Source organism: Micromonospora sp. CB01531 (assembly GCF_001905095.1).
Classification (GTDB): Bacteria; Actinomycetota; Actinomycetes; order Mycobacteriales; family Micromonosporaceae; genus Micromonospora.
In genome coordinates, this window is the sequence record NZ_LWLS01000064.1 from 39777 (window position 1) to 65268 (window position 25492).

The window sequence follows — 25492 nt, forward strand, 5'->3', positions numbered from 1 at the left end:
TCACCCTGGGAGACAGGTGACTAAACTGCCGCCGAGCGACCTTTTCAAAGAGTTTTCACATGCTTAGGAGTGCCGTGACACGTCTCTTCACGTCCGAATCGGTCACGGAAGGCCACCCGGACAAGATCGCCGACCAGATCAGTGACGGCATTCTCGACGCGCTGCTCACCCAGGACCCGCACAGCCGGGTCGCGGTCGAGACCCTGATCACCACGGGCCAGGTCCACGTCGCCGGCGAGGTGACCACCAAGGCGTACGCGGACATCCCGACCATCGTCCGGGACACCATCCTGGAGATCGGGTACGACTCGTCGAAGAAGGGCTTCGACGGCGCCTCCTGCGGTGTCAGCGTCTCCATCGGCGCCCAGTCGCCGGACATCGCGCAGGGCGTGGACAACGCGTTCGAGCTGCGTACCGGCTCGTCGGAGAGCGCGCTCGACGCGCAGGGCGCCGGCGACCAGGGCATGATGTTCGGCTTCGCCTGCTCGGAGACGCCCGAGCTGATGCCGCTGCCGATCGCGCTCGCCCACCGGCTGGCCCGCCGCCTCGCCACGGTGCGCAAGGACGGCACGATCCCGTACCTGCGACCGGACGGCAAGACCCAGGTGACCATCGAGTACGACGGGCTGCGCCCGGTCCGGCTCGACACCGTCGTGGTCTCCAGCCAGCACGCGGCCGACATCTCACTCGACTCGCTGCTCACCCCGGACATCCGGGACCACGTGATCACTCCCGAGCTGGAGGGCCTCGGTCTCGACATCGACGGCTACCGGCTGCTGGTCAACCCGACCGGGCGCTTCGAGATCGGCGGCCCGATGGGTGACGCCGGCCTCACCGGCCGCAAGATCATTGTCGACACGTACGGCGGCTACGCCCGGCACGGTGGTGGCGCCTTCTCCGGCAAGGACCCGTCCAAGGTGGACCGCTCGGCCGCGTACGCGATGCGCTGGGTGGCCAAGAACGTGGTCGCCGCCGGCCTCGCCGAGCGCTGCGAGGCGCAGGTCGCGTACGCGATCGGCAAGGCCCACCCGGTCAGCCTCTTCATCGAGACCTTCGGCACCGAGACCGTGCCGGTCGCCTCGATCGAGAAGGCCGTCGCCGAGGTGTTCGACCTGCGTCCGGCCGCGATCATCCGGGACCTCAACCTGCTCCGCCCGATCTACCAGCAGACCGCCGCGTACGGCCACTTCGGCCGGGAGCTGCCGGACCTGACCTGGGAGAGCACCGACCGGGCCGCCGACCTCAAGTCGGCTGCGGGAGCCTGACCGCGACCAGGCGCAGCGACCGGCGACCCGCCGACGGGTCGCCGGTCGCTCGCGTCTGCGTGGACCTGCCCCTGGCCCATCTCGACCGGCCGTTCGACTACCTGGTCCCCGCCGAGCTGGACACCCAGGCGCGGCCGGGGGTGCGGGTAAAGGTGCGCTTCGCCGGCCAGCTCGTCGACGGCTGGCTGCTGGACCGGGTGGCGGAGTCCGACCACCCCCGGCTGGCGTACCTGGAGAAGGTGGTCTCGCCGGTGCCGGTGCTGGCACCGGAGGTCGCCCGGCTGGCCCGCGCGGTCGCCGACCGGTACGCCGGCAGCCTCGCCGACGTGCTCCGGCTCGCCGTGCCGCCCCGGCACGCCCGGGTCGAGAAGGAGGTCACCGCAAGCGCGCCGCCCGGCGACGCCGGACACCCGGCCGGCGGCGACCGGACCAGCGTGGACCCGCGCGGGTGGCGGGACTACCCGGCCGGGCCGGCCTTCCTGCGGGCGCTCACCGACGGGCGGGCGCCGCGCGCGGTCTGGTCCGCGCTGCCCGGGGAGGACTGGGCGGCCCGGTACGCGGACGCGGTCGCCGCCACCGTGGCCGGTGGCCGGGGCGCGCTGGTCGTGGTGGCCGACGCCCGGGACCAGGACCGCCTCGACGCCGCCCTGACCGGCACCCTCGGGCCGGGCCGGCACGTCTGTCTCTCCGCCGCGCTCGGCCCGGCCCGGCGCTACCGGGCCTTCCTCGCCGCCCTGCGGGGCGACGTGCCCGTGGTGATCGGCACCCGGGCGGCGATGTTCGCCCCGGCCGGCCGGCTCGGCCTCGTGGCGATCTGGGACGACGGCGACGACCTGCACGCCGAGCCCCGGGCGCCGTACCCGCACGCCCGGGAGGTGCTGCTCACCCGGGCCCAGTTCGGCGCGGCGGCGGCGCTGGTCGGCGGGTACGCGCGCACCGCGGAGGCGCAGCAGCTGGTGGAGACCGGCTGGGCCCGTGAGGTGGTCGCCGACCGGGCGACCGTACGCGCCCGGGTGCCGGCGATCGCGCCGACCGGGGACGACCCGCAGCTGGCCCGGGACCCCGGCGCGGCCTCCGCCCGGCTGCCCAGCCTGGCCTGGACCACCGCCCGGGACGCGCTCCGCGCCGACCTGCCGGTGCTGGTCCAGGTGCCCCGCCGGGGCTACCTGCCCTCGGTCGCCTGTGCCGACTGCCGGACGCCGGCCCGCTGCCCGCACTGCGCCGGGCCGCTCGCGTTGCCGGCCGCCGACGGGCTGCCCGCCTGCCGCTGGTGCGGCCGGGTCGCCGCCGCGTACGCCTGCCCGGAGTGCGGTGGACGGCGGCTGCGCGCCGCGGTCACCGGCGCCCGGCGGACCGCCGAGGAGCTGGGGCGCGCCTTCCCGGGGGTGCCGGTCCGCACCTCCGGGCGGGAGGAGGTGCTGAGCACGGTGCCGGGCGGGGCGGGCCTGGTGGTCGCCACGCCGGGCGCGGAGCCGGCCGCCGAGGGTGGCTACGGGGCGGTGCTGCTGCTCGACTCGTGGGCGCTGCTCACCCGGGCCGACCTGCGGGCCGGGGAGGAGGCGCTGCGCCGCTGGCTGGCCGCGGCCGCGCTGGCCCGCCCGGGCGCGACCGGCGGCCGGGTGGTGGTGGTCGCTGACGGCGCCCTCGCCCCGGTGCAGGCCCTGCTGCGCTGGGACGCGGCCTGGTTCGCCGTCCGGGAACTGGCCGAGCGCCGTGAGCTGGGTTTCCCCCCGGCGGTGCGGATGGCCAGCGTCACCGGTGTGGCGGACGCGGTGGCGGACCTGCTCGCCGGAGCCCGGCTGCCGGACGGCGCGGAGGTGCTCGGTCCGGTCCCCGCCGACGAGGGGCGGGAGCGGATGCTGGTCCGGGTGCCCCGGGCCCGGGCGGCCGCGCTCGCCGAGGCGCTGCACGCGGCGGCCGGACAACGCAGCGCCCGCAAGGCCGCCGACCCGGTCCGCCTCCAGGTCGACCCCCTCAGCCTCTTCTGATCACCCCGCACCCCGCCTCCCACCGCCCCGCGCGCCGCCGGCCGCGCCGCTCGCCACGAGGCAGACCGAGGCACGCCTCCAGGGGGAAGCGTGGCCGTCCGGCGTCGGATGGCCACGCTTTCCGGGAATCTTCGGGTGTTTCGGCAGGTCCGGGAAGGCGTGCCGCACACCTCGTCCGGCAAATGGGTAGAGACTGCGTGATAGCATCGCCCGTCATGCCCAGGGGCGCGACGCAGGCGGGAGCGCGTTGACGACGGAGCCAGGTCGCGGCGCGGCGTCAGGCGTGCCGAGCTTGGGGTTGTCGGGGGCGACGCCAAATCGATGATGTCAATCAGCCGGTGAGCAGGGGTGGACCAGTCGTGACCGTCCGTCAATCGATCGTCTTCAACGGTGACCTCGGCAGCGGCAAGAGCACCGTCTCCGTCGAGATCGCCAAGCGGCTGGGGCTGCGCCGGGTCAGCGTCGGTGACCTCTACCGGCAGATGGCCCAGGAGCGGCAGATGACCGCCCTCCAACTCAACCTGCACGCCGAGCTGGACCAGGCCGTCGACGGGTACGTCGACCAGCTCCAGCGGGACATCGCCGCCTCCGGCGAGCGCCTAGTGATGGACTCCCGGCTGGCCTGGCACTTCTTCACCGAGGCGCTCAAGGTGCACATGATCACCGAGCCGACCGAGGCGGCCCGGCGGGTGCTGGCCCGCCCGTCCGGCCCGGCCGAGAGCTACACCTCGCTGGAGGAGGCCCGGGCCAAGCTCCGGGAGCGCAGCGAGAGCGAGCGCGGCCGGTTCCTGGTCCGGTACGGCGTCGACAAGGCGCGGCTGCGCAACTACGACCTGATCTGCGACACCACCCGGGCCACCCCGGAGCAGGTGATCCAGCGCGTCATCGACGTGTTCGAGGGACGGCTCGGCGAGAACGTGCTGCGTGAGGGCCAGCCGTTGCTGCTGCTGGACCCGGCCCGGGTCTACCCGACCGAGGACATCGCCACACTGCGGGGCCTCTGGGACTCCGAGTTCGTCGGTGACGTGGCCGAGGCCGGCGACGAGGCCCTGGAGCCGCTCACCATCGGCTACACCGGGGAGTACTTCTTCGTGGTCGACGGACACCGCCGGCTCAGCGCCGCCCTGCAGAACGGCTTTCCGCTGGTGCCCGCCAAGCTGGTCGCCGAGGTCGACGAGCCGGTGGTCGGCGGGATGAGCGCGGTCGACTACTTCGCCGCCCAGGTCAACCCCAGCCTGATCCACGACTGGGCGGCCGCCCACGGGATCGCGCTGCCGCTGCCCGAGCACGCCCTGCTCGGCGGGGACGCGGTGCTGGCCGGGGAGCCGGGCGCCGGCGCCTGAGCAGGGGACGTCCTGGCCGGGCCGCCCGGGCGCCCCGGGTGAGCCGGCTGGGGCGGCAGGAACGACTCCGTAGACTGGTACGGCACCACTCGTTTCAAACAAGGAGCCACTCCGCGTGACCGTTCAGCCCATCCGTCTGTTCGGGGATCCGGTGCTGCGCACGCCGGCCGACCGGGTCGTCGACTTCGACGCCGAGCTGCGCAAGCTGATCGCCGACCTGACCGACACGATGCGCGAGCAGAACGGTGCCGGCCTGGCCGCGCCGCAGCTCGGGGTGGGCCTGCGGGTGTTCACCTTCGACGTCGACGACGTCCTCGGGCACCTGGTGAACCCGGTGCTGGAGTTTCCCGACGAGGAGGAGCAGGACGGCCCGGAGGGCTGCCTGTCCATCCCCGGGCTCTACTTCGACACGAAGCGCCGGCAGAACGTCATCGCCAAGGGCTTCAACGGCTACGGGGATCCGCTGCAGATCGTCGGCACCGGCCTGATGGCCCGGTGTGTGCAGCACGAGACCGACCACCTCGACGGGGTGCTCTTCGTCGACCGCCTCGACCCGGCCGGCCGGAAGGCGGCCATGAAGGCGATCCGCCAGGCCGAGTGGTATGACGCGGGTGCCCCGCCGACCGTCAAGCTCAGCCCGCACGCCGCCGGCAACCCGTTCGGCCTCGGGCGGTGACCGGGTGCGTCTGATCTTCGCCGGCACGCCGGCCGTCGCCGTTCCCGCCCTGGACGCCGTCGCCGCGTCCCGTCACGAGCTGCTGGCCGTGGTGACCCGTCCCGACGCGCCCGCCGGCCGTGGCCGCGGCCTGGTCCGCTCGCCGGTCGGCGCCTGGGCCGACGCGCACGGCGTCGAGGTGCTCACCCCGGCGAAGCCGCGCGAGCCCGAGTTCCTGGACCGGCTCCGCGAACTGGCCCCGGACTGCGTGCCGGTGGTCGCGTACGGGGCGCTGGTGCCGCCGGTGGCGCTGGAGATCCCCCGGCACGGCTGGATCAACCTGCACTTCTCGCTGCTCCCCGCCTGGCGGGGCGCGGCCCCCGTACAGCACGCGGTGCTGCACGGCGACGAGGTGACCGGCGCCAGCGTGTTCCAGTTGGAGGCGGGGCTGGACACCGGCCCGGTGTACGGCACGCTTACCGACGAGATCCGCCCCACCGACACCTCCGGGGATCTGCTGGAGCGGCTCGCCCACACGGGCGCGGGTCTGCTGGTGGCCGTCCTCGACGCGCTCGAGGACGGGACCGCCCGGGCCGAGCCGCAGCCCGCCGATGGGGTGTCCCTCGCGCCGAAGCTGACTGTCGAGGACGCTCGGATCCGCTGGGCCGACCCGGCGTTCGCCGTGGACCGGCGGATCCGCGCCTGCACCCCGGCCCCCGGCCCGTGGACGACCTTCCGCGGCGACCGGGTGAAGCTCGGCCCGGTCACCCCGGTGGCCGGTGGCCCGGAGCTGAAGCCCGGCGAACTGCTGGTCGAGAAGTCCCGCGTGTTGGCCGGCACGGCCACCGTCCCGGTGCGGCTCGATGAGGTGCGGGCGGCCGGCAAGAAGGCCATGTCGGCGAGCGACTGGGCGCGCGGTGCCCGGGTCGTCGCCGGCGAGGAGTTCGCGTGACGGGGCCGTCCGAGCCCCGGGACGAGCGCTTCTCCGCCGGCGGTCCGCGGTACGCGTCCGACGACGCCGGCCGCTCCGGCGGTGGGCGCGGCGCGGGGCGGTACGCCGGTCCCGAGCGCTCCCGAGAGGGCCGCCGGCCCGTCGGCGGGGAGCGGGCCGAGCGCCCGGCCCGGCCGGGGGAGCGGTCGCCTCGTGAGGGGCGCTTCGGCGCCGGTCGCCGGCCCGGCCGGCCAGCCGTCGACCTGCCGCGGCACGTGGCGTACCAGGCGATCGCGGCGGTGCACCGGGACGACGCGTACGCCAACCTGGTGCTGCCGGCCATGCTGCGCGACGAGGGGATGGCCGGCCGGGACGCCGCCTTCGCCACCGAGTTGACCTACGGCACGCTGCGGCACACCGGCACCCTGGACGCGATCATCACCGACGCCGCCGGCCGGGACGTGCAGCGGATCGACCCGCCGGTGCGGGACGCGCTGCGGCTCGGGGCGTACCAGCTGCTGCACACCCGGGTCCCGGCGCACGCGGCGGTCTCCTCGACCGTGGACCTGGTCCGGGCGGTCGGCCCGGGTGCCACCGGCTTCGCCAACGCGGTGCTCCGTGAGGTGGCCACCCGCGACCTCGACGGCTGGGTGGCGAAGCTCGCCCCGTCGGAGCAGACCGACCCGATCGGGCACCTGGCACTGGCGTACAGCCATCCGCAGTGGATCGTCCGGGCCTTCGCCGAGGCGCTCGGCGGTGATCTGGGTGAGACGAGGCGGCTGCTCATCGAGGACAACGAGCGTCCCCCTGTGCACCTGTGCGCCCGGCCCGGCCTGATCGATCCGATCGAGCTGGCCGACGAGGTCGGCGGGGCGCCGGGTGCCTTCTCGCCGTACGCCGTCTATCTGCCCGGCGGTGCGCCGGGGGAGCTGCCGGCCGTGGCCGAGGGACGCGCCCACGTCCAGGACGAGGGCTCCCAGCTGGTGGCGAACGCCCTGGCGGTCGCGCCGCTGGACGGCCCGGACGGCCGCTGGCTGGACCTGTGCGCCGGGCCCGGCGGCAAGGCCGGCCTGCTCGGCGCCCTCGCCGCGCAGCGCGGCGCCCGGCTCACCGCGGTCGAGGTGGCCGAGCACCGGGCGCGGCTGGTCGCGCAGGCCACCCGGGGCCTGCCGGTGAACGTGCTGAACACCGACGGGCGGACGGTCGGCTCGGATCCGAAGCTGCCCGAGGACCACTTCGACCGGGTGCTGGTCGACGCCCCGTGCACCGGGCTCGGTTCGCTGCGCCGGCGACCCGAGTCCCGCTGGCGCCGGCAGCCGTCCGACCTGCCGCCGCTGACCCGCCTGCAGCGGGAACTGCTCACCGCGGCGCTGCGCGCGGTCCGTCCAGGCGGGCTGGTCGCGTACGTGACCTGCTCGCCGCACATCGTGGAGACCCACGTGACGGTGACCGAGGCGTCCCGCCGGGCGGGGTTCCCGGTCGACTTCGTCGACGCCCGGCCGCTGCTGCCGGCGGGTATGCCGGGGCTCGGGGACGGGCCGACCGTGCAGCTGTGGCCGCAGCGGCACGGCACCGACGCGATGTTCCTGGCGGTGCTGCGGCGGGGTTGAGCAGCCACGTCTGGTGCCGCCTGGAGCAGGCCCTGACCGACCTCTGCCCCGTGCCTGCCACCCGCAGGGCCGCTGCGGCCCGGCAGCTGTTGGCTGCTGGACCGGCGCGGTGCCACCCGCCGGCTGCCCGGTCGCGTGTCTCTTTTGCGCGCTACGAACTTGATGACGTGAACGATTCAGGGCGGTGTGACGCGGGCTGGCGGCTGACGTGAGTCATCTGCGTCATCAAGTTCGTACGCACGGCGAAGCCATCTGGCCGTGCCGGGCGGCAGTTCCTTGACGGGCTCTGGGAGCTGATGTCGTCAACGGCTCAGCCGGTTCGTCAGGTGGGGTGCCGGACGTGGCCTGGCCGGTGAGTCGTTGTGATGTCAGCGCCAAAGGCGGACTGCGGTTGTCGTCCGTCGGCGCGGGCCCCCACCCGCCGCGCGGGGGTGGGGCATCCCGGCTGGGGGAGTGGGCATGCGGGATGTGACACCCCGTTGACTATCTGATCGACACATGTAACTGTTCCGATCACCGGTCCGTCGACGCTGAGGGTCGCACCGGAGCCCACGCGTCGCGCCCACCCCGCCCCGCCGACCCCCACGAGGAGTCCACATGAGACGCCGCACCCCGACCGCGGGCCTCACGCTCGCCCTCTTCGCCGCCGTGACGGCGACCCTGGCCGGTGCCCCCGCCTCCGCCGCCCCCGCGCCGGTGGCCGCTGCGCCGATGGCCGCCGCGCCGGCCCTCGCCCTCGCCGCGCCGGACATCTCGGTGACCAACGTGCAGGCCCACCTCACCCAGTTCAACACCATCGCCACCAGCAACGGGGGCAACCGGCGGGCCGGCTCGGCCGGCTACACCGCCTCGGTCGGCTACGTGAAGGGCAAGCTCCAGGCCGCCGGCTACACCGTCACCGAGCAGACCTGCACCACCTGCACCTACCCCGGCAGCAACCTGATCGCCGAGTGGCCGCAGGGCCCCACCGACCAGGTGGTCATGTTCGGCGCCCACCTGGACGGCGTCTCCGCCGGCCCGGGGATCAACGACAACGGCTCCGGCTCGGCGACCCTGCTGGAGAACGCGCTGGTGCTCGCCGCGCAGAACCCGACCATGACCAAGCGGGTCCGGTTCGCCTGGTGGAACGGCGAGGAGCAGGGCCTGCAGGGCTCGAAGCACTACGTCAACCAGTTGACCACCACCCAGCGGGGCTACATCAAGGGCTACTACAACTTCGACATGGTCGCCTCGCCCAACGGCGGCTACTTCATCAACCGGGTCACCTCCACCACGGCCGCCCCGCTGAAGGCGTACTGGGACTCGCTCAACCTCCAGCCGGAGGAGAACACCGAGGGGCAGGGCCGGTCCGACGACTACTCGTTCGCCAACGCCGGCATCCCCACCTCCGGCTACGCGGCGGGCGCCAGCTACACCAAGACCGCGGCGCAGGCCAGCAAGTGGGGCGGCACCGCGGGGGCGGCGTACGACGGCTGCTACCACCGCTCCTGCGACACCACGAGCAACATCAACGCGACCATCCTCAACCGCGCCGCGGACGGGGTCGCGTACGCGATCTGGCAGCTCGCGGTCGGCGGCACCCCGACCAACGACTTCTCCGTCGCGGTGAGCCCGACCTCGGGCAGCGTGGCCCGGGGCGGTACCACCACCGCGACCGTCAGCACCGCCACCACCAGCGGCGGCGCCCAGACGGTCGGCCTCTCCGCCACCGGCGCACCGAGCGGGGTCACCGTCTCGTTCAGCCCGTCCTCGGTGACCTCGGGCGGCTCGGCCACGATGACGGTCTCCGCCTCGTCGACCGCCGCCACCGGCACCTGGACCATCACGGTGACCGGCACCGGCTCGGTCACCCACAGCGCCAGCTACACCCTCACCGTGACCGGCACCGGCGGCTGCGCCGGCGGGCAGCTCATCGGCAACAGCAGCTTCGAGTCGGGCACCACCCCGTGGACCGCCAGCTCGGGCGTGATCACCAGCTCGTCGAGCCAGCCGGCGCGCACCGGGTCGTACAAGGCGTGGCTGGACGGGTACGGCACCAGCCACACCGACACGCTCTCGCAGTCGGTGACCCTCCCGACCGGCTGCGCCAGCTACACGCTGGCCTTCTGGCTGCACATCGACACCGCCGAGACCACCACGACCACGGCGTACGACAAGCTGACCGTGCAGGTCGGCACGACCACGCTGGCGACGTACTCGAACCTGAACGCCGCCGGCGGCTACCAGCAGCGGACTTTCAACCTGGCCGGGTACGCCGGGCAGACGGTGACGCTGAAGTGGACCGGCGTGGAGGATGCCTCCCTGCAGACCAGCTTCGTCGTGGACGACGTGACGCTGCAGGTCGGCTGACCGGTCGACGGGGCGGGACCGACCGGGGTCGGCCCCGCCCCGCGCGGCTCACCGGACCGGCAGGGCCTTGCTGCCGGCGCCCTTCAGCGATTTCGTCAGCGTGCGGTCCGACACCCAGAGGAAGCACTGCACGCCCCGGTCGCCGTTCGTCCACTCCTCCTCGAAGGGGTGGTAGATGATCGTGCCGGACCGGTACCGCATGTCGCTGTTGTTCGGCACCTTGACGTACTTCGCGATCAGCCCCTGGCACGCCTTGTGCGCCCGCAGCGAGGTGCGCTCGAACTCGGCGTACGTGATGTCGGGGAACTGGTAGACCCCGACGAACTCGGCGTGGTGCTTGGCCGTGCAGGCGACCGGCTGCATCTGCTCGATGTCGTCCTTCTTGAGCTTCGGGTTGTAGCAGCCGAGGGTCAGCGGGGATCCCGGCGCCAGGGCGCCGCGCAGGCTGGCGGAGCGGGCGGTCACGCTGCGGTCGTCCAGGCTGGTCACCTCGGAGAGGTCGCAGCGGAACCAGCGGGACCCGCCGGCCCAGGCCGGCGGCGACGGGAAGACGACGGAGAGTTGCAGCCGTCCCGACCGCCAGTCGGCCCCGACCACCTTGCTGACCCGCCCGTCACACTCCGCGTGCGCGGTCCGCATCCCGGTGGACCCGGCGCGTGGGGGTGCCCCCCGGTCGGCGTCCGGGCCGGTCAGCGTGCCCACGTGCAGCGTCTCGCCGCGGTGCGACGCGGTGCAGTCGACCGGGTTGTAGCCGCTGAGGTAGCCGATGTCCTGGATCGTGGGATGGCAGACCCCGGCCTCCGGCACGAAGGCCTTGGCCGCCGGAACGGCGGGCCAGTCGTCGGTCAGGTCCCGGTCCACCCCCGCCGGCGCGCCGCATCCGGCGAGCGCCAGTGCCACCGTCATGCCGACGGCGAGCGCCGTCCCCCATCGCCGCATCGCGCACCGACCTCCCCGTCGCCGACCGCCTGCTTCGACCGTTTCCGGCTCGGCGCGCGCCGCGCCGCGACCCCGGAACGGTCGACTGCCACGGCGGTGCAGCATACGGCACCGGCGCTCAGCTCACGGGGAATCCCTCCGGGCCGGCAGTCGTGACCGTCCCTGTTGGAGTGTTGCCGGCTTCCGGTCGTTCGGCCAGTGGCGGATGGCTTTCGTGCCAAGTTCCCGCATTCGACGCGTTGGTGCCGCACCAGGGGTCACGGCTGGATCACAGCGTGTCTCCGTCGGTGCCGCGCTGCGAACGGCGGGTGACCGCGTTCGTACACTGGCCCCGTGACCGTACCGCCGCCGATCGTCGCGCCCAGCATCCTGGCCGCCGATTTCGCCCGCCTCGCCGACGAGGTCCGCGCCGTCGAGCACGCCGCCGACTGGTTGCACGTGGACGTGATGGACAACCACTTCGTGCCGAACCTGACCATCGGGCTGCCGGTGGTGCAGAGCCTGCGCGCGGTGACCGAGCTGCCCTTCGACGTGCACCTGATGATCGAGGACCCGCGCCGCTGGGCCCCCGGGTACGCCGACGCCGGCGCGTACAACGTCACCTTCCACGCCGAGGCGTGCGACGACCCGGTGGCGCTGGCCAAGGACCTCCGCTCGGCCGGCGCGAAGGCGGGGCTGGCCATCGACCGGGACACCCCGATCGAGCCGTACCTGGAGCTGCTGCCCAGCTTCGACACGTTGCTGATCATGACGATCAAGGCCGGCTTCGGCGGCCAGCGGTTCATCCCGCAACTGCTCGACAAGGTGCGCACCGCCCGGCAGCACGTCGACAGCGGCCACCTGGAGCTGCGGATCGAGGTCGACGGCGGGATCGCCGCCGACACCATCGAGCAGGCCGCCGCGGCGGGTGCCGACGCCTTCGTCGCGGGCACCGCGGTCTACGGCGCCGACGATCCCGCGGAGGCGGTACGCCGCCTGCGCGCCCTGGCGGAACGCGCGGTCCCCGGGGCCTGACGTGGACCCGGCCGGCGAGCGACCCGACGTCATCCTGGTCGTCGACGACGACGAGGACATCGCCCGTTTCGTCGAATTCAACCTGCGCCTGCACGGTTTCGAGGTGCTGCACGCCAGCGACGGCCAGGAGGCCCTGGACGTCATCGAGCAGCAGCGGCCGGACCTGGCCGTGGTGGATCTCATGATGCCCCGGATCGACGGCCTGGAGCTGACCCGGCGGCTACGCGCCGACCCGATGACCTCGGCCCTCCCGGTGATCATGCTGACCGCCAAGGGAATGACCTCCGACAAGGTCAACGGCCTCAGCGCGGGCGCCGACGACTACCTGGTCAAACCCTTCGACACCGCTGAACTGGTCGCCCGGGTGAGCTCCACGCTGCGCCGCAACAAGGAGTTCCGCGAGGTCTCCCCGCTGACCGGGCTGCCCGGCAACAGCCGGATCCGGCGGGAGATCAGCGACCGGGTGCGCAACGGCGCCGACTACGCCGTCGGGTACATCGACATCGACCGGTTCAAGAGCGTCAACGACCGGTACGGCTTCGTCCGCGGCGACGAGTTCATCTCGGCGCTGGCCCGCAGCCTGCACCGGGCGGTGGTGTCGATCGGCCTGCCGCCGGCCTTCCTCGGCCACGTCGGCGGTGACGACTTCGTCATCGTCTGCACCCCCGAGCAGGTCCGCCCGCTGACCTTCCGGGCGGTGGAGGACTTCGAGAAGGGCGCCGACGCCCTCTACGACCCGATCGACCGGGAGCGCGGCTTCGTCGAGCTGAAGGACCGGCGGGGCAACATCCGCCGGGCCGCCCTGGTCACCCTCTCCATCGGCGTCTCCCTCTCCGATCCCGGGAAGCGCTTCACCAACCCCCTGGAGGCGATCGCCGTCGCCTCGGAGATGAAGACGGTCGCCAAGAGCCAACCCGGGTCGTACGTCGCGGTCGACCGCAGGCGCGGCGTTACGTGATCGTGCGGTCTTCCCTGTGAGGTACCTCGCCTATGTGGCGCGGCCCCCCACCCGCCGTGTAAGACTTCCGATGTACCCACCACGCGCTGGCGGGGCTCGGTGAAATTCCGAACCGGCGGTGATCCACGGTCCGACCGTGGTAAGCCCGCGACCCGGACGGCTCTGCCGCCCGGTGGACCTGGTGAGAATCCGGGGCCGACGGTTGGGGCGCGGCTCGTCCGCCCCCAGACAGTCCGGATGGGAGACAGCGCGCGGGACGGGGAGGCCCCTGCCGGCCGCTGACACCTTCAGCCGGCGCGTGGGCTTCCCGGGGTCGGCGCTGCCGTCCCCGGATCCTCGCCGCCGCCTGTCCGCGGCATCCGTGCCGACTCCCAGCCCCGCCCGCGCGCGACCGGCGAGCGAGAGGGCAGGGGCAGGCGATGGCGAGCGTCTCCGTCGACGAGGCGATGCGTCGTGCGATCGTGCTGGCCGCCCGCGGTCTCGGCACCACCAGCCCCAACCCGGTCGTCGGCTGCGTGCTCCTCGACGCGGACGGCGAGATCGTCGGCGAGGGATTCCACGCGTACGCGGGCGGCCCGCACGCCGAGATCGTCGCCCTCGCCCAGGCCGGCACGCGGGCCCGCGGCGGCACCGCCGTGGTCACCCTGGAACCCTGCGACCACACCGGCCGCACCGGCCCGTGCAGCCACGCGCTCATCGCCGCCGGGGTCGCCCGGGTGGTGGTCGCCGTCCCGGACCCCAACCCGGTCGCCTCCGGCGGCGCGGCCAGCCTGCGCGCCGCCGGGATCCAGGTCGAGATGAGGGTACGCGCAGAGGAGGCCGAGGCCGGCAACGTCGCCTGGCTCACCTCGATGCGCCGCGGCTGGCCCTACCTGATCTGGAAGTACGCCGCCACGTTGGACGGGCGCTCGGCGGCGGCCGACGGCACCAGCATGTGGATCACCTCCGAGGCGGCCCGGATCGACGTTCACGCGCTGCGCGGCACCGTCGACGCGGTGATCGCCGGAGTGGGCACCGTGCTCGCCGACGACCCCCGGCTCACCGCCCGCAACCTGCGCGACGGCACCCTCGCCATCCGGCAGCCGCTGCGCGTGGTGGTGGACAGCTCGGGGCGTACCCCGGCCGACTCCCGGGTCCGCGACGGCGCCGCCCGGACCTGGATCGCCACCGCCGCGGAGGTCGGGGCCGGCCCGGACGGCCGGGTCGACCTGCCGGCGCTGCTCGCCGAGCTGCACCACCGCGGCGTGCGGGCCGCCCTGCTGGAGGGCGGTCCACGGCTGGCCGGCGCGTTCCTCGCCGCCGGCCTGGTCGACAAGGTCGTCGGGTACGTCGCGCCGAAGCTGCTCGGCGCCGGGCCGACCGCGTTGCTCGACGCGGGCGTGACGACCATCGCCGACGCCATCGATCTGGAGATCACCGACGTTACGCAGGTCGGCCCCGACCTGCGGATCACCGCGCTGCCCCGAAAGAGGGAGGGCTGAATGTTCACCGGCATCGTCGAGGAGCTGGGTGAGGTGGTCCGGACCACCGAGACCGGGGGCGACTCCGCACTGGTCGCCATCCGTGGCCCGCTGGTCACCTCGGACGCCCGGCACGGCGACTCCATCGCCGTCAACGGCGTCTGTCTGACCGTGGTCGACGTCGACGGCGGCGTCTTCACCGCCGACGTGATGGGGGAGACCCTGCGGCGCACCGCGCTCGGCGCGTTGCGCCCGGGCGACCCGGTCAACCTGGAGCGGGCCGCCGCGCTCGGCAGCCGGCTCGGCGGACACCTGGTGCAGGGGCACGTCGACGGGGTGGGCGAGATCGTCTCCCGGGAGCCGGCCGCCCAGTGGGAGACGGTCCGCTTCCGGCTCCCCGCCGCGCTCTCCCAGTACGTGGTGGAGAAGGGCTCGATCACCGTCGACGGGGTCTCGCTGACCGTCGCCGACGTCGGTGAGGACTGGTTCGCGGTCGGGCTGATCCCCACCACCCTCAAACTCACCACGCTCGGCGCCAAGGGGCCTGGCGACCCGGTGAACCTCGAGGTGGACGTGCTGGCCAAGTACGTCGAGCGGCTGCTCGCCGGTGGCGCGCCCGGCCCGGGCGGTGACCGCTGATGGGCCCGCTCGGCTGGCTGCTCGACGCGCAGCTCCAGGTCGCCGGTTCGCCGGTGCTGGTCCGGGAGATCGTCGGCAACGTCTTCGGCCTCGCCTCGGCGCTGCTCGGGCTGCGCCGGCTGGTATGGGCCTGGCCGATCGGCATGATCGGCAACGCCCTGCTGTTCACCGTCTTCCTCGGCGGGGTCTTCGTCACGCCGCAGGCGCACGACCTCTACGGCCAGGCCGGCCGGCAGGTCTTCTTCTTCGCGGTGAGCCTGTACGGCTGGTGGCGCTGGTCGCGCAACCGCCGGGCCGGCGGCGGGGAGCAGCCGGCGGTCGCCCCGCGTTGGGCCACCGGCCGGGAGCGGCTCGGTCTGCTCGCCGCCGCGCTGGTCGGCACGGCAGCCGCGTACCCGGTGCTGGCCGCGCTCGGCTCGTGGGGGCCGCTGCCGGACGCCTGGATCCTGGTCGGCAGCCTGCTCGCCACGTACGGCATGGCCCGCGGCTGGGTGGAGTTCTGGCTGGTCTGGATCGCCGTCGACGCGGTCGGCGTACCGCTGCTGCTGCGCGGCGGCTTCTACCCGTCGGCCGCCATGTACCTGGTCTACGGCGGGTTCTGCGTGGCCGGCCTGGCCGCCTGGTGGCGCGCCTCCCGGGCCGCCCCGCCCGCCCGCACCCCGATCCCGCCGAGGTATTCGGAGGCCGTCGCATGACCAGCTTTGGGAGCATCGAGCAGGCGGTGGCGGACATCGCCGCCGGCCGGCCGGTCGTCGTGGTCGACGACGAGGACCGGGAGAACGAGGGCGACCTGATCTTCGCGGCCGAGCTGGCCACGCCGGAGCTGGTCGCGTTCATGGTCCGTTACACGTCCGGTTACATCTGCGTACCGCTGACCGAGAGCGAGTGCGACCGGCTGGACCTGCCGCCCATGCACCACACCAACCAGGACCGGCGGGGCACCGCGTACACGGTGACCGTGGACGCCCGGGAGGGGGTCAGCACGGGGATCTCCGCGGCCGACCGGTCGCACACCATCCGCCTGCTCGCCGACGCGGCGACCGACCCGACCGACCTGGCCCGTCCGGGGCACGTGGTGCCGCTGCGGGCCCGCGAAGGCGGGGTGCTGCGCCGGGCCGGGCACACCGAGGCGGCGGTCGACCTGACCCGGCTCGCCGGGCTGCGCCCGGCCGGGGTGCTGTGCGAGCTGGTCAACGACGACGGCACCATGATGCGCCTGCCCGACCTGGAGAAGTTCTGCGCCGAGCACGGGCTGGCCCTGGTCACCATCGCCGACCTGATCGCCCACCGGCGGCGTACCGAGAAGCAGGTAGAGCAGGTTGCCGTGGCGCGGATGCCCACCCCGTACGGGGTGTTCCGGGCGTACGGCTACCGCAGCGAGCACGACCCGGCCGAGCATGTCGCGCTGGTCATGGGCGACCTCGGCGACGGGCGGGACGTGCTGGTCCGGGTGCACTCCGAGTGCCTCACCGGGGACGTCTTCGGCTCGCTGCGCTGCGACTGCGGCCCGCAGTTGCAGGCTGCCCTGGCCCGGGTGGCCCAGGAGGGCCGCGGGGTGGTGCTCTACGTGCGCGGGCACGAGGGGCGCGGCATCGGCCTGCTGCACAAGCTGCGCGCGTACCAGCTCCAGGACCAGGGCCGGGACACCGTGGACGCGAACCTCGAGCTGGGGTTGCCCGCCGATGCCCGAGATTACGGGACCGGCGCGCAGATCCTCTACGACCTCGGCGTCCGCTCGATGCGGCTGCTGACCAACAACCCGGCCAAGCGGGCCGGCCTGGAGGGGTACGGCCTCACGGTGAGCGGCCGCGAGGGGCTGCCCGTGCGGTCCAACCCGGAGAACGTGCGTTACCTGCGGACCAAGCGGGACCGGATGGGCCACCTCCTGGAGGGGCTGGACGAGGTGACCGAGGCGCCGATGGGCCGCCCGGTCGCCGGTGACGAGATCGGAGCGTAGGCATGGCGGGTTTCGGGGAACCGGGCGTCACCTCGGTGGACGCGGCCGGGCTCACCGTCGGCATCGTGGCCGCGCGCTGGCACGGCGACCTCACCGACCACATGGTCGACCGGGCGGTCGCCGCCGCCGAGGCGTGCGGCGCGCGGGCCGTGGTGGCCCGGGTGGCCGGATCGGTGGAGCTGCCCGTGGTGGCCCAGGCGATGGCCCGCCGGTACGACGTGGTGGTCGCCCTCGGCGTGGTGGTCCGGGGCGCCACGGCGCACTTCGACTACGTCTGCAAGTCGGTGACGGAGGGGCTGACCCGGGTCGCGCTCGACGAGGGCAGGCCGGTGGCGCACGGGGTGCTCACCGTGGAGACCATCGAGCAGGCCCGGGATCGGGCCGGGCTGCCCGGCTCGGCGGAGGACAAGGGCTGGGCGGCCACGGTCGCGGCGTTGGACGCCGCCCTGGCCATCCGCGGCCTCGACGCCACCAACGGCCACCGGGTCGGCTTCGGCGGCTGACGCCGCCGCCCCGCAGGCCGCCGCGAGGTGGCCGGCGCGGAATCGCCGAGGTGGCGGTGTCCAGGCCGTCCGGGCACCGCCATCTCGCCGACCCGCAGTGGAGCTAGCTAGCCCGCGGCCCCGGACGGCGAGCCGACGGTGACCGGCGTGGGCGTCGCCCCTTGCGGCGTGGCGGCGGGCGGGGTGAGGCGGCGGCCGGTGAGCAGGTAGCTGGCCGCGGCCACCAGCAGCGCGCCGATCACCCCGTACAGCAGCCGGTAGTCGACCAGGCCGACCAGGAGCGCGCCCGCCCCGATCGCCACCGCCTGTGGGCCGCTGGCCAGCGCGTCCAGCGCGGCCGAGACCCGGCCGACCAGGTCCCCGGGGGTACGTCGCTGGATCAGCGTCATCGTGCCCACCATCGCGGCCGGCAGCCCGAGCCCGATCAGCACGCTGGCGGTGACGGCGAGCCCCAGGGCCGGCCGGACCAGGGCCAGGCTGCCGGCGGCCAGCGCGGCCACGCCGAGCGCCATGGTGCCCAGTTCCCCGATCCGGCGCACCAGCGCCGCCGAGGCGAGGCCGCCGACCAGCCCGCCGATCCCCTGGAGCGAGACCAGCACCCCCAGGAAGGCCGGCTCCCGGCCGAGGCCCTGGTCGACGTACGCGAACCACAGCGTCTCCCCGAACCCGAGCCCGATGGTGGCGACCACCACCGCCACCAGTGCCCGGCGCAGCGCGGGCTCGGCCATCAGGTGTCGGACCCCGGCGACCAGGGCACCGCGCCCGCCGGCGGCGGCCAGGACGTCGGCTCCGCCCGGGGGCGCCGCCCCGGTCGGCGCGGCGCCCGGGTCGCCGCCGGTCACCGTCCCGAACCCGTCACCCGCGCCCGCTGCCGGAGCCGGGGCGCGGCGCAGCCCCAGCCCGACCGCGCCGGCCACCACAAAGCCGAGCGCGCAGGTGGCGGCCAGCGCCGGTCCGCCGAGCAGCACGTAGAGGCCGGCACCGAGCAGCGGACCGGCCAGCCGCAGCCCCTGCTTGACGGTCTGGGACGCGCCGTTGGCGTCGGGCAGCAGCGCGGCCGGGACCAGCTCCTGCACGAGCGCGGTGATCGTCGCGCCGAGCGCGATGTAGGAAAGCCCGTAGCCGGCGGCGACCGCGTACACGATCCAGAGCCGGCCGTCGTCGTGGACCGCCAGCAGCGGCAGCAGCAGCACGGCGGTGGCCACGTTGAGCGCCACGAAGAGCGTTCGGCGGGGCGCCCGGTCGACCACCCAGCCGACGAGTGGGGCCAGCACCATTGGCGCGGTCAGCGCGACGAAGGTGGCGCCGGCCAGCCCGTCGGAGCCGGTCAGCTCCTTCACCCACACGGCCAGGGCCAGGAGGAGGACCGACTCGGCGACCATGCTGACGGTCAACGCGATGAAGAACAGCCGGAAGTCCGGCCGGCGCAGCAGGTGTCTCATCGTTCCCCGTTCCGCTCCGCGTCGGCGTCGCCGACGACCGGTCCGTGTTCCGTGTCCTTCCCGGCGTCGGCGCCACCGACGACCGGCCCGTCGACCTCGGGTACGCCCCACGCCATCAGCCGCACCGGCCGGGAACCCGGCGGGCGGGCCGCCGGGTCGGTGAGCCGGTCCAGACGGCGCCCGAACAGCGACCGGAGTTCCTCCTTCAGCTCGCCGAGTTCGTCGGCGGTGTACCAGCCGATGAACTGGTTGAAGAAGCCGGCGTCCCGCCAGGCGGGGGACTGCTGCCGGCGGACGGCCATCCAGTCCCGGAGCTTGCGGTATTCGAGGTCGAGCAGGATCTGGGCGGCGGCGTCGCCGGCCCGCGCCAGCTCCGGGCTCTCCTCGCCCTCGCCCCACCGGTGCCCGTCGGTGACCAGCCGCCACGGTCGCTGCCGCCCGGTGCCACCGCCGGCCTCGGCGACGAAGCCGTACCGGGCGAGCTGACGCAGGTGCCAGGAGCAGTTCGCCGGGCTCTCGCCGACCCGTTCGGCCACCTCGGTCGCGGTCAGCGGGCCGTACAGGCCGACGGCGTCGAGGATGCGCAGTCGCAACGGGTGCGCCAGGGCGCGGAGGGTGTCGACGTCGGTGATCTCGCGGGGCTGCTGCTCGGCCATGCGTCGAAGCGTCCCTTTCGAAAGGCGACCTTCGAAAGCTCTGTTTCCATGATGTTCGTGATTGACTTCCGACATGACGACCGTGAGGTACGGGGACCTGCCCCGGCCGCGCCCGGCCGTCAGAGCCGGCCGGCCTCGATGATTCGGCTGAGGAACTGCCGGGTACGCGGCTGTGTCGGCTCGCCGAGCACCTGCGCCGGCGGCCCGGCCTCCACCACCCGGCCCCCGTCGAGGAAGCAGACCTGGTCGGCGACCTCGCGGGCGAACCCCATCTCATGGGTGGCCAGCACCATGGTCATCCCATCGGCCTTGAGGTCGCGGATCATCGTCAGCACCTCGCCCACCAGTTCCGGGTCCAGCGCGGACGTGACCTCGTCCAGCAGCATCAGCCTGGGCGAGTTGGCCAGGGCCCGGACGATCGCCACCCGCTGCTGCTGCCCGCCGGAGAGCCGGTCCGGGTAGGCGTCCGCCTTCGCGCCCAACCCCACCCGGTCGAGCAGCTCCCGGGCCTGGGCGTCGGCCTCGGCCCGCGCCCGCCGGTGCACCCGCCGGGGCGCCAGGGTGATGTTCTCCAGCACGGTGAGGTGCGGGAAGAGGTTGTACGACTGGAAGACCATCCCGATCCGGCGGCGGACCAGGTCCGGGTCGACACGGGGGTCGGAGATCTCCTCCCCGTCCAGCTCGATGCTCCCGTCGTCCAGCTCCTCCAGCAGGTTGACGCAGCGCAGCAGGGTCGATTTGCCCGACCCCGACGCCCCGATCAGCGCCACCACCTGATGCTCGTCGACGGTCAGGTCGAGCCCGTCGAGCACCATGTGGCCGCCGAACTCCTTGCGCAGCCCACGGCAGGTCAGCACCGGCATCTCAGCCTCCGGACTGGCGTCGGGCCGAGCGCAGCGTCACCCAGTCGGTGACCGCGATCAGCGGGATGGCGAGCAGCACGAACAACACCCCGGCCAGGATGTAGGGGGTGTAGTTGAAGGTCTCCGCGGTGGCGATCTGGGCGGCGCGGACCGCGTCGATCGGCCCGGCCAGGGAGACCAGGCCCACGTCCTTCTGCAACGCCACCACGTCGTTGAGCAGTGGCGGGGCGACCCGGCGGACGGCCTGTGGCAGCACCACGTGCCGCATGGTCTGCCGGTAGGTCAGCCCGAGCGACCGGGCGGCGGCGAGCTGGCTGGGGTGGATCGACTCGATGCCGGCCCGGAACACCTCCGCCAGGTAGCCGCCGTAGGTGAGCACCAGCGCGAGGCCGCCGAGCACCAGCACCGGCGGCATGCCCTGCAGGCGCAGCCCGGGCACGCCGAGAGTGAGCACGTACAACACGATGATCAGCGGCAGGCCGCGGAAGGTGTATGTGTAGCCGGCCGCGAGCGCCCGCACCGGGAAGAAGACCGGGCCGCGCAGCGTCCGCAGGAGCGCGATCAGCAGCCCGAGCAGCAGCGCGCCGGCGGCGCAGCAGACCAGCAGCCGGACGTTGAGCCACAACCCGGCGAGCACCGCCGGCAGGGCGTCCCGGGCGATCGAGGGGTCCAGGAACGACTCGCGGACCCGGTCCCACCCGGGCGCGCCGGTGACCGCGAGGACCAGCAGCGTGCCGAGTGCCGCCGTCGAGGAGGCGGCGACCAGCACGCTGCGCACGGTCTGCCGCCGCCGGTACGCGGTCCGCCTCAGCTGGGCGGCGGAGGGGGTGTGTTCGAGCAGGCTCACGTCAGCTCGGTCGCTCCGGCCACCTGGGCGAGCCACTTCTGCTCCAGCTGCTTGAGCGTGCCCGCCTCGTCGAGCTTGCCGACGGCCGCGTCGAGGCACGGGGTGAGCTGGGAGTTCTTGTCCAGCAGCAGCCCGAACGCCTCGGGTGCGCCGACCTGCGGTAGCTGACCGACGATGGTGGCGTCGGTGAGTTCCGCCCCGGTGATGTAGAAGGCGGTCGGCAGGTCCACCACGAGCCCGTCGAGCTGGCCGTTCTGCAGGGCCTTCTTGGCGTCGTCGTTGCTGTTGTAGACCTGCGGCTTCGGGGCCGGCTTGATCACGCCGGTGATCGCCTGGTAGCTGGTGGTGCCGACCTGGGCGCCGAGGGTGGCGTCCTTGAGGTCGGCCAGGGTCTTCGCTCCGGCGATCTTCGAGGACTTGAGCGCGATCACGGTCTGCCGCACCCGATAGTAGGGCGCGGAGAAGTCGACCGCCCGCTTGCGCTCCTCGGTGATGGAGAACTGGTTGACGTCGAAGTCGAAGCTCTTCGCGCCGGGAGCGATGGCGGCGTCGAACTTGACCCGCGTCCAGGTGACGTCCTCGCGGGCGTACCCGAGCTGCTCCGCCACCGCGTACGCGACGGCGGCCTCGAAGCCCTCGCCGTTCTCCGGCTTGTTCTCGCGGAACCACGGCTCGTACGCCGGCTCGTCAGTGGCGATGGTGAGTTTGCCCGGGGTCCGCGTCGGCAGGCTGTCCTTGGCGCAGGACGCCGCGGCCGCGCCGGTGGGGCTGGCGGTGGTGGTTTTCCCGTCGTCCTGCGGGGCGCAGCCGGCCACCGCGACGGCGGTGGCGGCGGCGAGGGTGAGCGCGACGATCCGTGAGCTGCTGGCCATGGCGGACAGCGTAGAGCCAGGCGTGTTCGGGGCCGAAGCGTGTCCCACCGTGGTGGTAGGGAATTCCGTCACACCGGTCCGCGCGCCGTCCCGGCCGGTGGGCCCGGCCCGACCCGCCGCACGCGGCCCGGCCGGTGAACTGGAAGAATCGCCTTCCGTGAAGACGTTCGAGGAGTTGTTCGCCGAGCTGCAGGCCAAGGCCGCCGCCGGCACCCCGGGCTCGGGCACGGTCGCCGCGCTCGAGAAGGGGGTGCACTTCATCGGCAAGAAGGTGGTCGAGGAGGCGGCCGAGTCGTGGATGGCCGCCGAGCACGAGGGGCCGGAGCGGGCCGCCGAGGAGATCTCCCAGCTGCTCTACCAGGCCCAGGTGCTGATGCTCGCCACCGGTCTCGAGCTCAAGGACGTCTACCGACATCTGTGAGTGCCCGTCCGCTGATCATCTCATCGATCGAAGGAGCACTCCGTCATGCTGCGTGTCGCCGTACCCAACAAGGGCGCCCTGGCCGAGTCGGCCGCCCAGATGCTGCGCGAGGCGGGCTACCGCCAGCGCACCGACCCGAAGGACCTGGTCTGCCGGGACGAGCCCAACGACCTCGAGTTCTTCTACCTCCGCCCCAAGGACATCGCCACCTACGTCGGCTCCGGTGATCTGGACGTCGGCATCACCGGGCGGGACCTGCTGGTCGACTCCGGCGCGCCGGCCGAGGAGGTCGTCGACCTGAACTTCGGCCGGGCCACCTTCCGCTTCGCCGCCCGCCCCGACGACGTGGACTCCGTCCAGCAGCTCGGCGGGCACCGGATCGCCACCGCGTACCCCGGGCTGGTCGAACGGCACCTGGCTGAGCTGGGCGTCAAGGCCGAGGTGATCCGCCTGGACGGCGCGGTGGAGAACGCCATCCGCCTCGGCGTCGCCGACGTGGTCGCCGACGTGGTGGAGACCGGCGCCACGCTGCGCCAGGCGGGCCTCGTGGTCTTCGGCGAGCCGCTGCTGCGTTCCTCGGCGGTGCTGGTCCGCCGGGCCGGCGCCCCCGGCTGCGCCCAGGCCGACCAGCTGCTGCGCCGGCTGCACGGCGTGCTGGTCGCCCGGCGCTACGTGATGCTCGCCTACGACGTGCCGGCCGGCCTGCTCGACCGGGCCAGCACGCTGACTCCCGGCATCGAGTCGCCGACCGTCTCCCCGCTGCACCGCGAAGGCTGGGTGGCCGTGCAGGCGATGGTCCAGCGCGACGACGTGCACCGGATCATGGACGAGCTGTACGAGCTGGGCGCGCGGGCCATCCTGGTCACCAACATCCACGCGTGCCGGCTGTGAGGGCGCTGCCCGCGCCGGCCGCCCTGGGCGTGGTCGTCCTCGGTGGGATGGCCTCGGCGGCGCAGGGCGTGGTCAACTCCGAGCTGGGGGAGCGGGCCGGCAACCCGGTGCTCGGCGCGGTGGTCAACAACCTCGGCGGCTGCCTGCTGGTCCTGGTGGGGCTGTTCGCCGTCCCGTCGATGCGGGCCGGGCTGGCCGTGCTGCGGCGCGGCGGCCTGCCCTGGTGGGCCTACCTGGGCGGGCTCGGTGGCGCGGCGATCGTGGTGATCGGCACGTACGTGGTGCCGGTGCTGGGGGTGGCCGTGTTCACGATCGCCCAGGTCGCCGGCGGCAGCCTGGGCGGGCTGGCCGTGGACCGGGCCGGGGTGTCCCCGGCGGGGCGGCTGCCGCTCACTGTGCCCCGGGTCGCCGGGGCACTGCTCGGCGTCGGCGCGGTGGCCCTGGCCCAGCTCGGCCGCCCGGTCGGCGACCTGGCGGTCGGGCTGGTCCTGCTCGCGGTCGCCGGCGGTCTGGCGGTCGCCCTGCAGTCCGCGCTCAACGGCCGGGTCTCCGCCGCCAGCAGCACCGCCGCCGGGCTGGCGGTCAACTTCGCCGTGAGCACCCCGGTGATCCTGGCGGTCGCGGCCGTGGTCGGGGCGTTCGCCATCCGACCGGCCTGGCCGGGGCAGTGGTGGCTCTACATCGGCGGCCTGCTCGGGGTCGGCATCGTGCTCGCCCTGCTGGTCGGCGTCCGGGCGGCCGGGGTGCTGCGGACCGGCCTGGCACTGGTCGCCGGGCAGCTCGGCGGTGCCCTGCTGCTGGACGTGGCGCTGCCCGGCGGGGCGGGCGCGCGGCTGCCGGTGCTGGCCGGCGCGGGGCTCACCGCCGTGGCGGTGCTGCTGGCCGGCGTACGCCGGCGGACACCGACCCGTGTGGCAGCGGACCCCGCGTCCGAGCCGGATGGCAGACTGGTCGGGTGAGCGAGTGGAGCGAGCGAACCATCAGGCTCAGCAGCGTGGCGCCTCGCGCCGCGAAGCGAAGCGAGGCGGCGGCGTGAGCGATTCGGTGGTGACCGTGCGGCCGCGTCGGATCCGGCTGGTCTGCTGGGCCTCGGCGGCCACCCTGGTGGTGGTGTTCAGCCTGGTGGCTACCTCCCTGACCGGGGCCACCGGCGAGGGTTACGGCACGTTCCAGCGGGGCGACCAGTTCGCCATGATCGGGCTGGGCGTCCTCGGCGCCCTGGGCGCCCTTTTGTTCACCCGCCCCCGGGTGGTGGCCGACGCCAAGGGCATCCGGGTGCGCAACGTGATCGGCTCGTACGAGCTGCCCTGGGAGGTCGTCCGCGGGGTCCGCTTCGACCGGGGTGCCCCCTGGGCCAGCCTGGAGCTGCACGACGACGACCTGCTGCCGATGGTGGCCCTGCAGGCCGCCGACAAGGAGCGCGCGGTCGAGGGGGTGCGGGCCCTGCGTCGCCTGCACCAGGCCCACCTGGCCACCCTCGCCAACGCCTCCCGCTGACCCCGCCGCCCTTACCCGCCCAGGCCGTTCCCGGTCGAAGACCGCAGATTCGCGGAAAGAGTGGGCATCCGCCCCGGAGTGGGCACCCTTTCCAGGGATGAGTGGCCTGGTCACCCGGCGAGGCGCGGGTGGGGCTGGTTTGGGGACGGGTGGGCCGGGGGTGTAGTGTTGCTGAGTCGACCAGACTGCCCCCGTCGCTGACGTGTGGGTGGTCCTGAAGCGGAGCGCCTGCTCCCACCCGTGTCGCCACGCGGCGGCCGGGTCCGGTCACCGGTTCCGGGTACGTCCCGGCGCCGGATGCGCGATCATGTGATCGTGCCGACCGGTCGAGCGGGCCCTGGCATGTGCCGGGGCCCTCTGCTTTCCGGGTCGGCTCCCGCCCGGGAGCCCGC

24 protein-coding genes and 1 riboswitch are annotated in these 25492 nt (G+C 73.9%); of the genes, 18 read left to right on the forward strand and 6 right to left on the reverse strand.

Features of this window, described 5'->3' with window-relative positions:
- The first annotated feature begins 59 nt into the window (after positions 1-59).
- The 7 genes from metK (at position 60) to A6A27_RS15280 (ending at position 10141) form a co-directional block, all read left to right on the forward strand.
- Positions 60-1265 carry a methionine adenosyltransferase gene (gene metK, locus A6A27_RS15250; protein ID WP_073835271.1) on the forward strand — a complete coding sequence of 402 codons (1206 nt, stop codon included), beginning with the start codon at positions 60-62 and terminating at the stop codon, positions 1263-1265.
- Between the two features lie 59 nt (positions 1266-1324).
- Entirely contained in the window at positions 1325-3253 is a 1929-nt protein-coding gene (locus A6A27_RS15255) for a primosomal protein N' (RefSeq protein ID WP_073835272.1), read from the forward strand.
- 359 nt (positions 3254-3612) lie between these two features.
- Positions 3613-4596, forward strand: coding sequence for an AAA family ATPase (locus A6A27_RS15260; RefSeq protein ID WP_073835273.1), 984 nt, complete (start codon positions 3613-3615; stop codon positions 4594-4596).
- 115 nt (positions 4597-4711) lie between these two features.
- Entirely contained in the window at positions 4712-5272 is a 561-nt protein-coding gene (gene def / locus A6A27_RS15265) for a peptide deformylase (protein ID WP_073835274.1), read from the forward strand.
- A gap of 4 nt (positions 5273-5276) precedes the next feature.
- A complete protein-coding gene (gene fmt, locus A6A27_RS15270; RefSeq protein ID WP_073835275.1) occupies positions 5277-6203 on the forward strand; it encodes a methionyl-tRNA formyltransferase in 927 nt (308 codons plus the stop codon).
- On the forward strand, positions 6200-7792 hold the full coding sequence (locus A6A27_RS15275; protein WP_083672621.1) for an RsmB/NOP family class I SAM-dependent RNA methyltransferase: 1593 nt from the start codon (positions 6200-6202) through the stop codon (positions 7790-7792). Before fmt ends, A6A27_RS15275 begins: the two co-directional genes overlap by 4 nt.
- Before the next feature lie 597 nt (positions 7793-8389).
- A complete protein-coding gene (locus A6A27_RS15280; protein WP_073835276.1) occupies positions 8390-10141 on the forward strand; it encodes a M28 family metallopeptidase in 1752 nt (583 codons plus the stop codon).
- Positions 10142-10189: 48 nt separating this feature from the next.
- Here A6A27_RS15280 and A6A27_RS15285 read toward each other — a convergent pair whose 3' ends face one another.
- On the reverse strand, positions 10190-11080 hold the full coding sequence (locus A6A27_RS15285; RefSeq protein WP_073835277.1) for a septum formation family protein: 891 nt from the start codon (positions 11078-11080) through the stop codon (positions 10190-10192).
- A 333-nt stretch (positions 11081-11413) separates the two neighbouring features.
- Here A6A27_RS15285 and rpe point away from each other — a divergent pair, with 333 nt between their 5' ends.
- The 7 genes from rpe (at position 11414) to ribH (ending at position 17611) form a co-directional block, all read left to right on the forward strand.
- Entirely contained in the window at positions 11414-12094 is a 681-nt protein-coding gene (gene rpe / locus A6A27_RS15290) for a ribulose-phosphate 3-epimerase (protein ID WP_073835278.1), read from the forward strand.
- 1 nt (position 12095) lies between these two features.
- Positions 12096-13052, forward strand: a complete 957-nt coding sequence (locus tag A6A27_RS15295; protein ID WP_073835279.1) for a GGDEF domain-containing response regulator — start codon at positions 12096-12098, stop codon at positions 13050-13052.
- Between the two features lie 81 nt (positions 13053-13133).
- A riboswitch (FMN riboswitch) is annotated at positions 13134-13305 on the forward strand.
- 166 nt (positions 13306-13471) lie between these two features.
- Positions 13472-14533 carry a bifunctional diaminohydroxyphosphoribosylaminopyrimidine deaminase/5-amino-6-(5-phosphoribosylamino)uracil reductase RibD gene (ribD, locus tag A6A27_RS15300; RefSeq protein ID WP_073835280.1) on the forward strand — a complete coding sequence of 354 codons (1062 nt, stop codon included), beginning with the start codon at positions 13472-13474 and terminating at the stop codon, positions 14531-14533.
- Complete coding sequence (locus tag A6A27_RS15305; RefSeq protein ID WP_073835281.1) at positions 14534-15151, forward strand: riboflavin synthase; 618 nt, start codon at positions 14534-14536, stop codon at positions 15149-15151.
- Positions 15151-15846: a nicotinamide riboside transporter PnuC gene (pnuC, locus tag A6A27_RS15310; protein WP_073835282.1), complete on the forward strand. Its 696-nt coding sequence runs from the start codon at positions 15151-15153 to the stop codon at positions 15844-15846. The genes A6A27_RS15305 and pnuC overlap by 1 nt, the downstream gene beginning before the upstream one ends.
- Positions 15843-17108, forward strand: coding sequence for a bifunctional 3,4-dihydroxy-2-butanone-4-phosphate synthase/GTP cyclohydrolase II (locus A6A27_RS15315; protein WP_073835283.1), 1266 nt, complete (start codon positions 15843-15845; stop codon positions 17106-17108). Before pnuC ends, A6A27_RS15315 begins: the two co-directional genes overlap by 4 nt.
- Before the next feature lie 2 nt (positions 17109-17110).
- Positions 17111-17611 (forward strand): 6,7-dimethyl-8-ribityllumazine synthase, encoded by a 501-nt coding sequence (ribH, locus tag A6A27_RS15320; protein ID WP_073835284.1) that lies wholly within the window; start codon positions 17111-17113, stop codon positions 17609-17611.
- A 107-nt stretch (positions 17612-17718) separates the two neighbouring features.
- On the opposite strand, the gene A6A27_RS15325 is transcribed toward ribH, so the two are convergent.
- The 5 genes from A6A27_RS15325 to A6A27_RS15345 all read right to left on the reverse strand — a co-directional run bounded on the left by A6A27_RS15325 (position 17719) and on the right by A6A27_RS15345 (position 22291).
- Positions 17719-19053, reverse strand: coding sequence for an MFS transporter (locus A6A27_RS15325; RefSeq protein WP_073835285.1), 1335 nt, complete (start codon positions 19051-19053; stop codon positions 17719-17721).
- Positions 19050-19709 (reverse strand): winged helix-turn-helix domain-containing protein, encoded by a 660-nt coding sequence (locus tag A6A27_RS15330; RefSeq protein ID WP_073835286.1) that lies wholly within the window; start codon positions 19707-19709, stop codon positions 19050-19052. Before A6A27_RS15330 ends, A6A27_RS15325 begins: the two co-directional genes overlap by 4 nt.
- 119 nt (positions 19710-19828) lie before the next feature.
- Positions 19829-20572: an amino acid ABC transporter ATP-binding protein gene (locus A6A27_RS15335; protein ID WP_073835287.1), complete on the reverse strand. Its 744-nt coding sequence runs from the start codon at positions 20570-20572 to the stop codon at positions 19829-19831.
- A gap of 1 nt (position 20573) precedes the next feature.
- Positions 20574-21419, reverse strand: a complete 846-nt coding sequence (locus A6A27_RS15340; RefSeq protein WP_073835288.1) for an amino acid ABC transporter permease — start codon at positions 21417-21419, stop codon at positions 20574-20576.
- The gene (locus A6A27_RS15345; protein WP_073835289.1) at positions 21416-22291 is read right to left on the reverse strand and encodes an ABC transporter substrate-binding protein; all 876 of its coding nucleotides are present in this window, start codon (positions 22289-22291) and stop codon (positions 21416-21418) included. Before A6A27_RS15345 ends, A6A27_RS15340 begins: the two co-directional genes overlap by 4 nt.
- Positions 22292-22448: 157 nt before the next feature.
- Here A6A27_RS15345 and A6A27_RS15350 point away from each other — a divergent pair, with 157 nt between their 5' ends.
- From A6A27_RS15350 to A6A27_RS15365, 4 genes are all read left to right on the forward strand, one after another.
- Positions 22449-22712, forward strand: coding sequence for a phosphoribosyl-ATP diphosphatase (locus A6A27_RS15350; protein WP_036375234.1), 264 nt, complete (start codon positions 22449-22451; stop codon positions 22710-22712).
- Between the two features lie 45 nt (positions 22713-22757).
- Positions 22758-23603, forward strand: coding sequence for an ATP phosphoribosyltransferase (gene hisG, locus A6A27_RS15355; protein ID WP_073835290.1), 846 nt, complete (start codon positions 22758-22760; stop codon positions 23601-23603).
- Positions 23591-24562, forward strand: a complete 972-nt coding sequence (locus A6A27_RS15360; protein WP_241825272.1) for a DMT family transporter — start codon at positions 23591-23593, stop codon at positions 24560-24562. The genes hisG and A6A27_RS15360 overlap by 13 nt, the downstream gene beginning before the upstream one ends.
- Positions 24563-24635: 73 nt before the next feature.
- On the forward strand, positions 24636-25100 hold the full coding sequence (locus tag A6A27_RS15365; RefSeq protein ID WP_073835292.1) for a PH domain-containing protein: 465 nt from the start codon (positions 24636-24638) through the stop codon (positions 25098-25100).
- Positions 25101-25492: the final 392 nt, after the last annotated feature.

What these genes read in the sequence shown, in the direction of transcription:
- metK (WP_073835271.1), top strand. Translation starts at nt 60, where the DNA reads ATGCTTAGGAGTGCCGTGACACGTCTCTTCACGTCCGAATCGGTCACG.
- A6A27_RS15335 (WP_073835287.1), bottom strand. Translation starts at nt 20,572, where the DNA reads ATGCCGGTGCTGACCTGCCGTGGGCTGCGCAAGGAGTTCGGCGGCCAC.
- ribD (WP_073835280.1), top strand. Translation starts at nt 13,472, where the DNA reads ATGGCGAGCGTCTCCGTCGACGAGGCGATGCGTCGTGCGATCGTGCTG.
- A6A27_RS15305 (WP_073835281.1), top strand. Translation starts at nt 14,534, where the DNA reads ATGTTCACCGGCATCGTCGAGGAGCTGGGTGAGGTGGTCCGGACCACC.
- A6A27_RS15315 (WP_073835283.1), top strand. Translation starts at nt 15,843, where the DNA reads ATGACCAGCTTTGGGAGCATCGAGCAGGCGGTGGCGGACATCGCCGCC.
- A6A27_RS15285 (WP_073835277.1), bottom strand. Translation starts at nt 11,080, where the DNA reads ATGCGGCGATGGGGGACGGCGCTCGCCGTCGGCATGACGGTGGCACTG.
- hisG (WP_073835290.1), top strand. Translation starts at nt 22,758, where the DNA reads ATGCTGCGTGTCGCCGTACCCAACAAGGGCGCCCTGGCCGAGTCGGCC.
- A6A27_RS15330 (WP_073835286.1), bottom strand. Translation starts at nt 19,709, where the DNA reads ATGGCCGAGCAGCAGCCCCGCGAGATCACCGACGTCGACACCCTCCGC.
- ribH (WP_073835284.1), top strand. Translation starts at nt 17,111, where the DNA reads ATGGCGGGTTTCGGGGAACCGGGCGTCACCTCGGTGGACGCGGCCGGG.
- pnuC (WP_073835282.1), top strand. Translation starts at nt 15,151, where the DNA reads ATGGGCCCGCTCGGCTGGCTGCTCGACGCGCAGCTCCAGGTCGCCGGT.
- A6A27_RS15325 (WP_073835285.1), bottom strand. Translation starts at nt 19,053, where the DNA reads ATGAGACACCTGCTGCGCCGGCCGGACTTCCGGCTGTTCTTCATCGCG.
- A6A27_RS15280 (WP_073835276.1), top strand. Translation starts at nt 8,390, where the DNA reads ATGAGACGCCGCACCCCGACCGCGGGCCTCACGCTCGCCCTCTTCGCC.
- A6A27_RS15345 (WP_073835289.1), bottom strand. Translation starts at nt 22,291, where the DNA reads ATGGCCAGCAGCTCACGGATCGTCGCGCTCACCCTCGCCGCCGCCACC.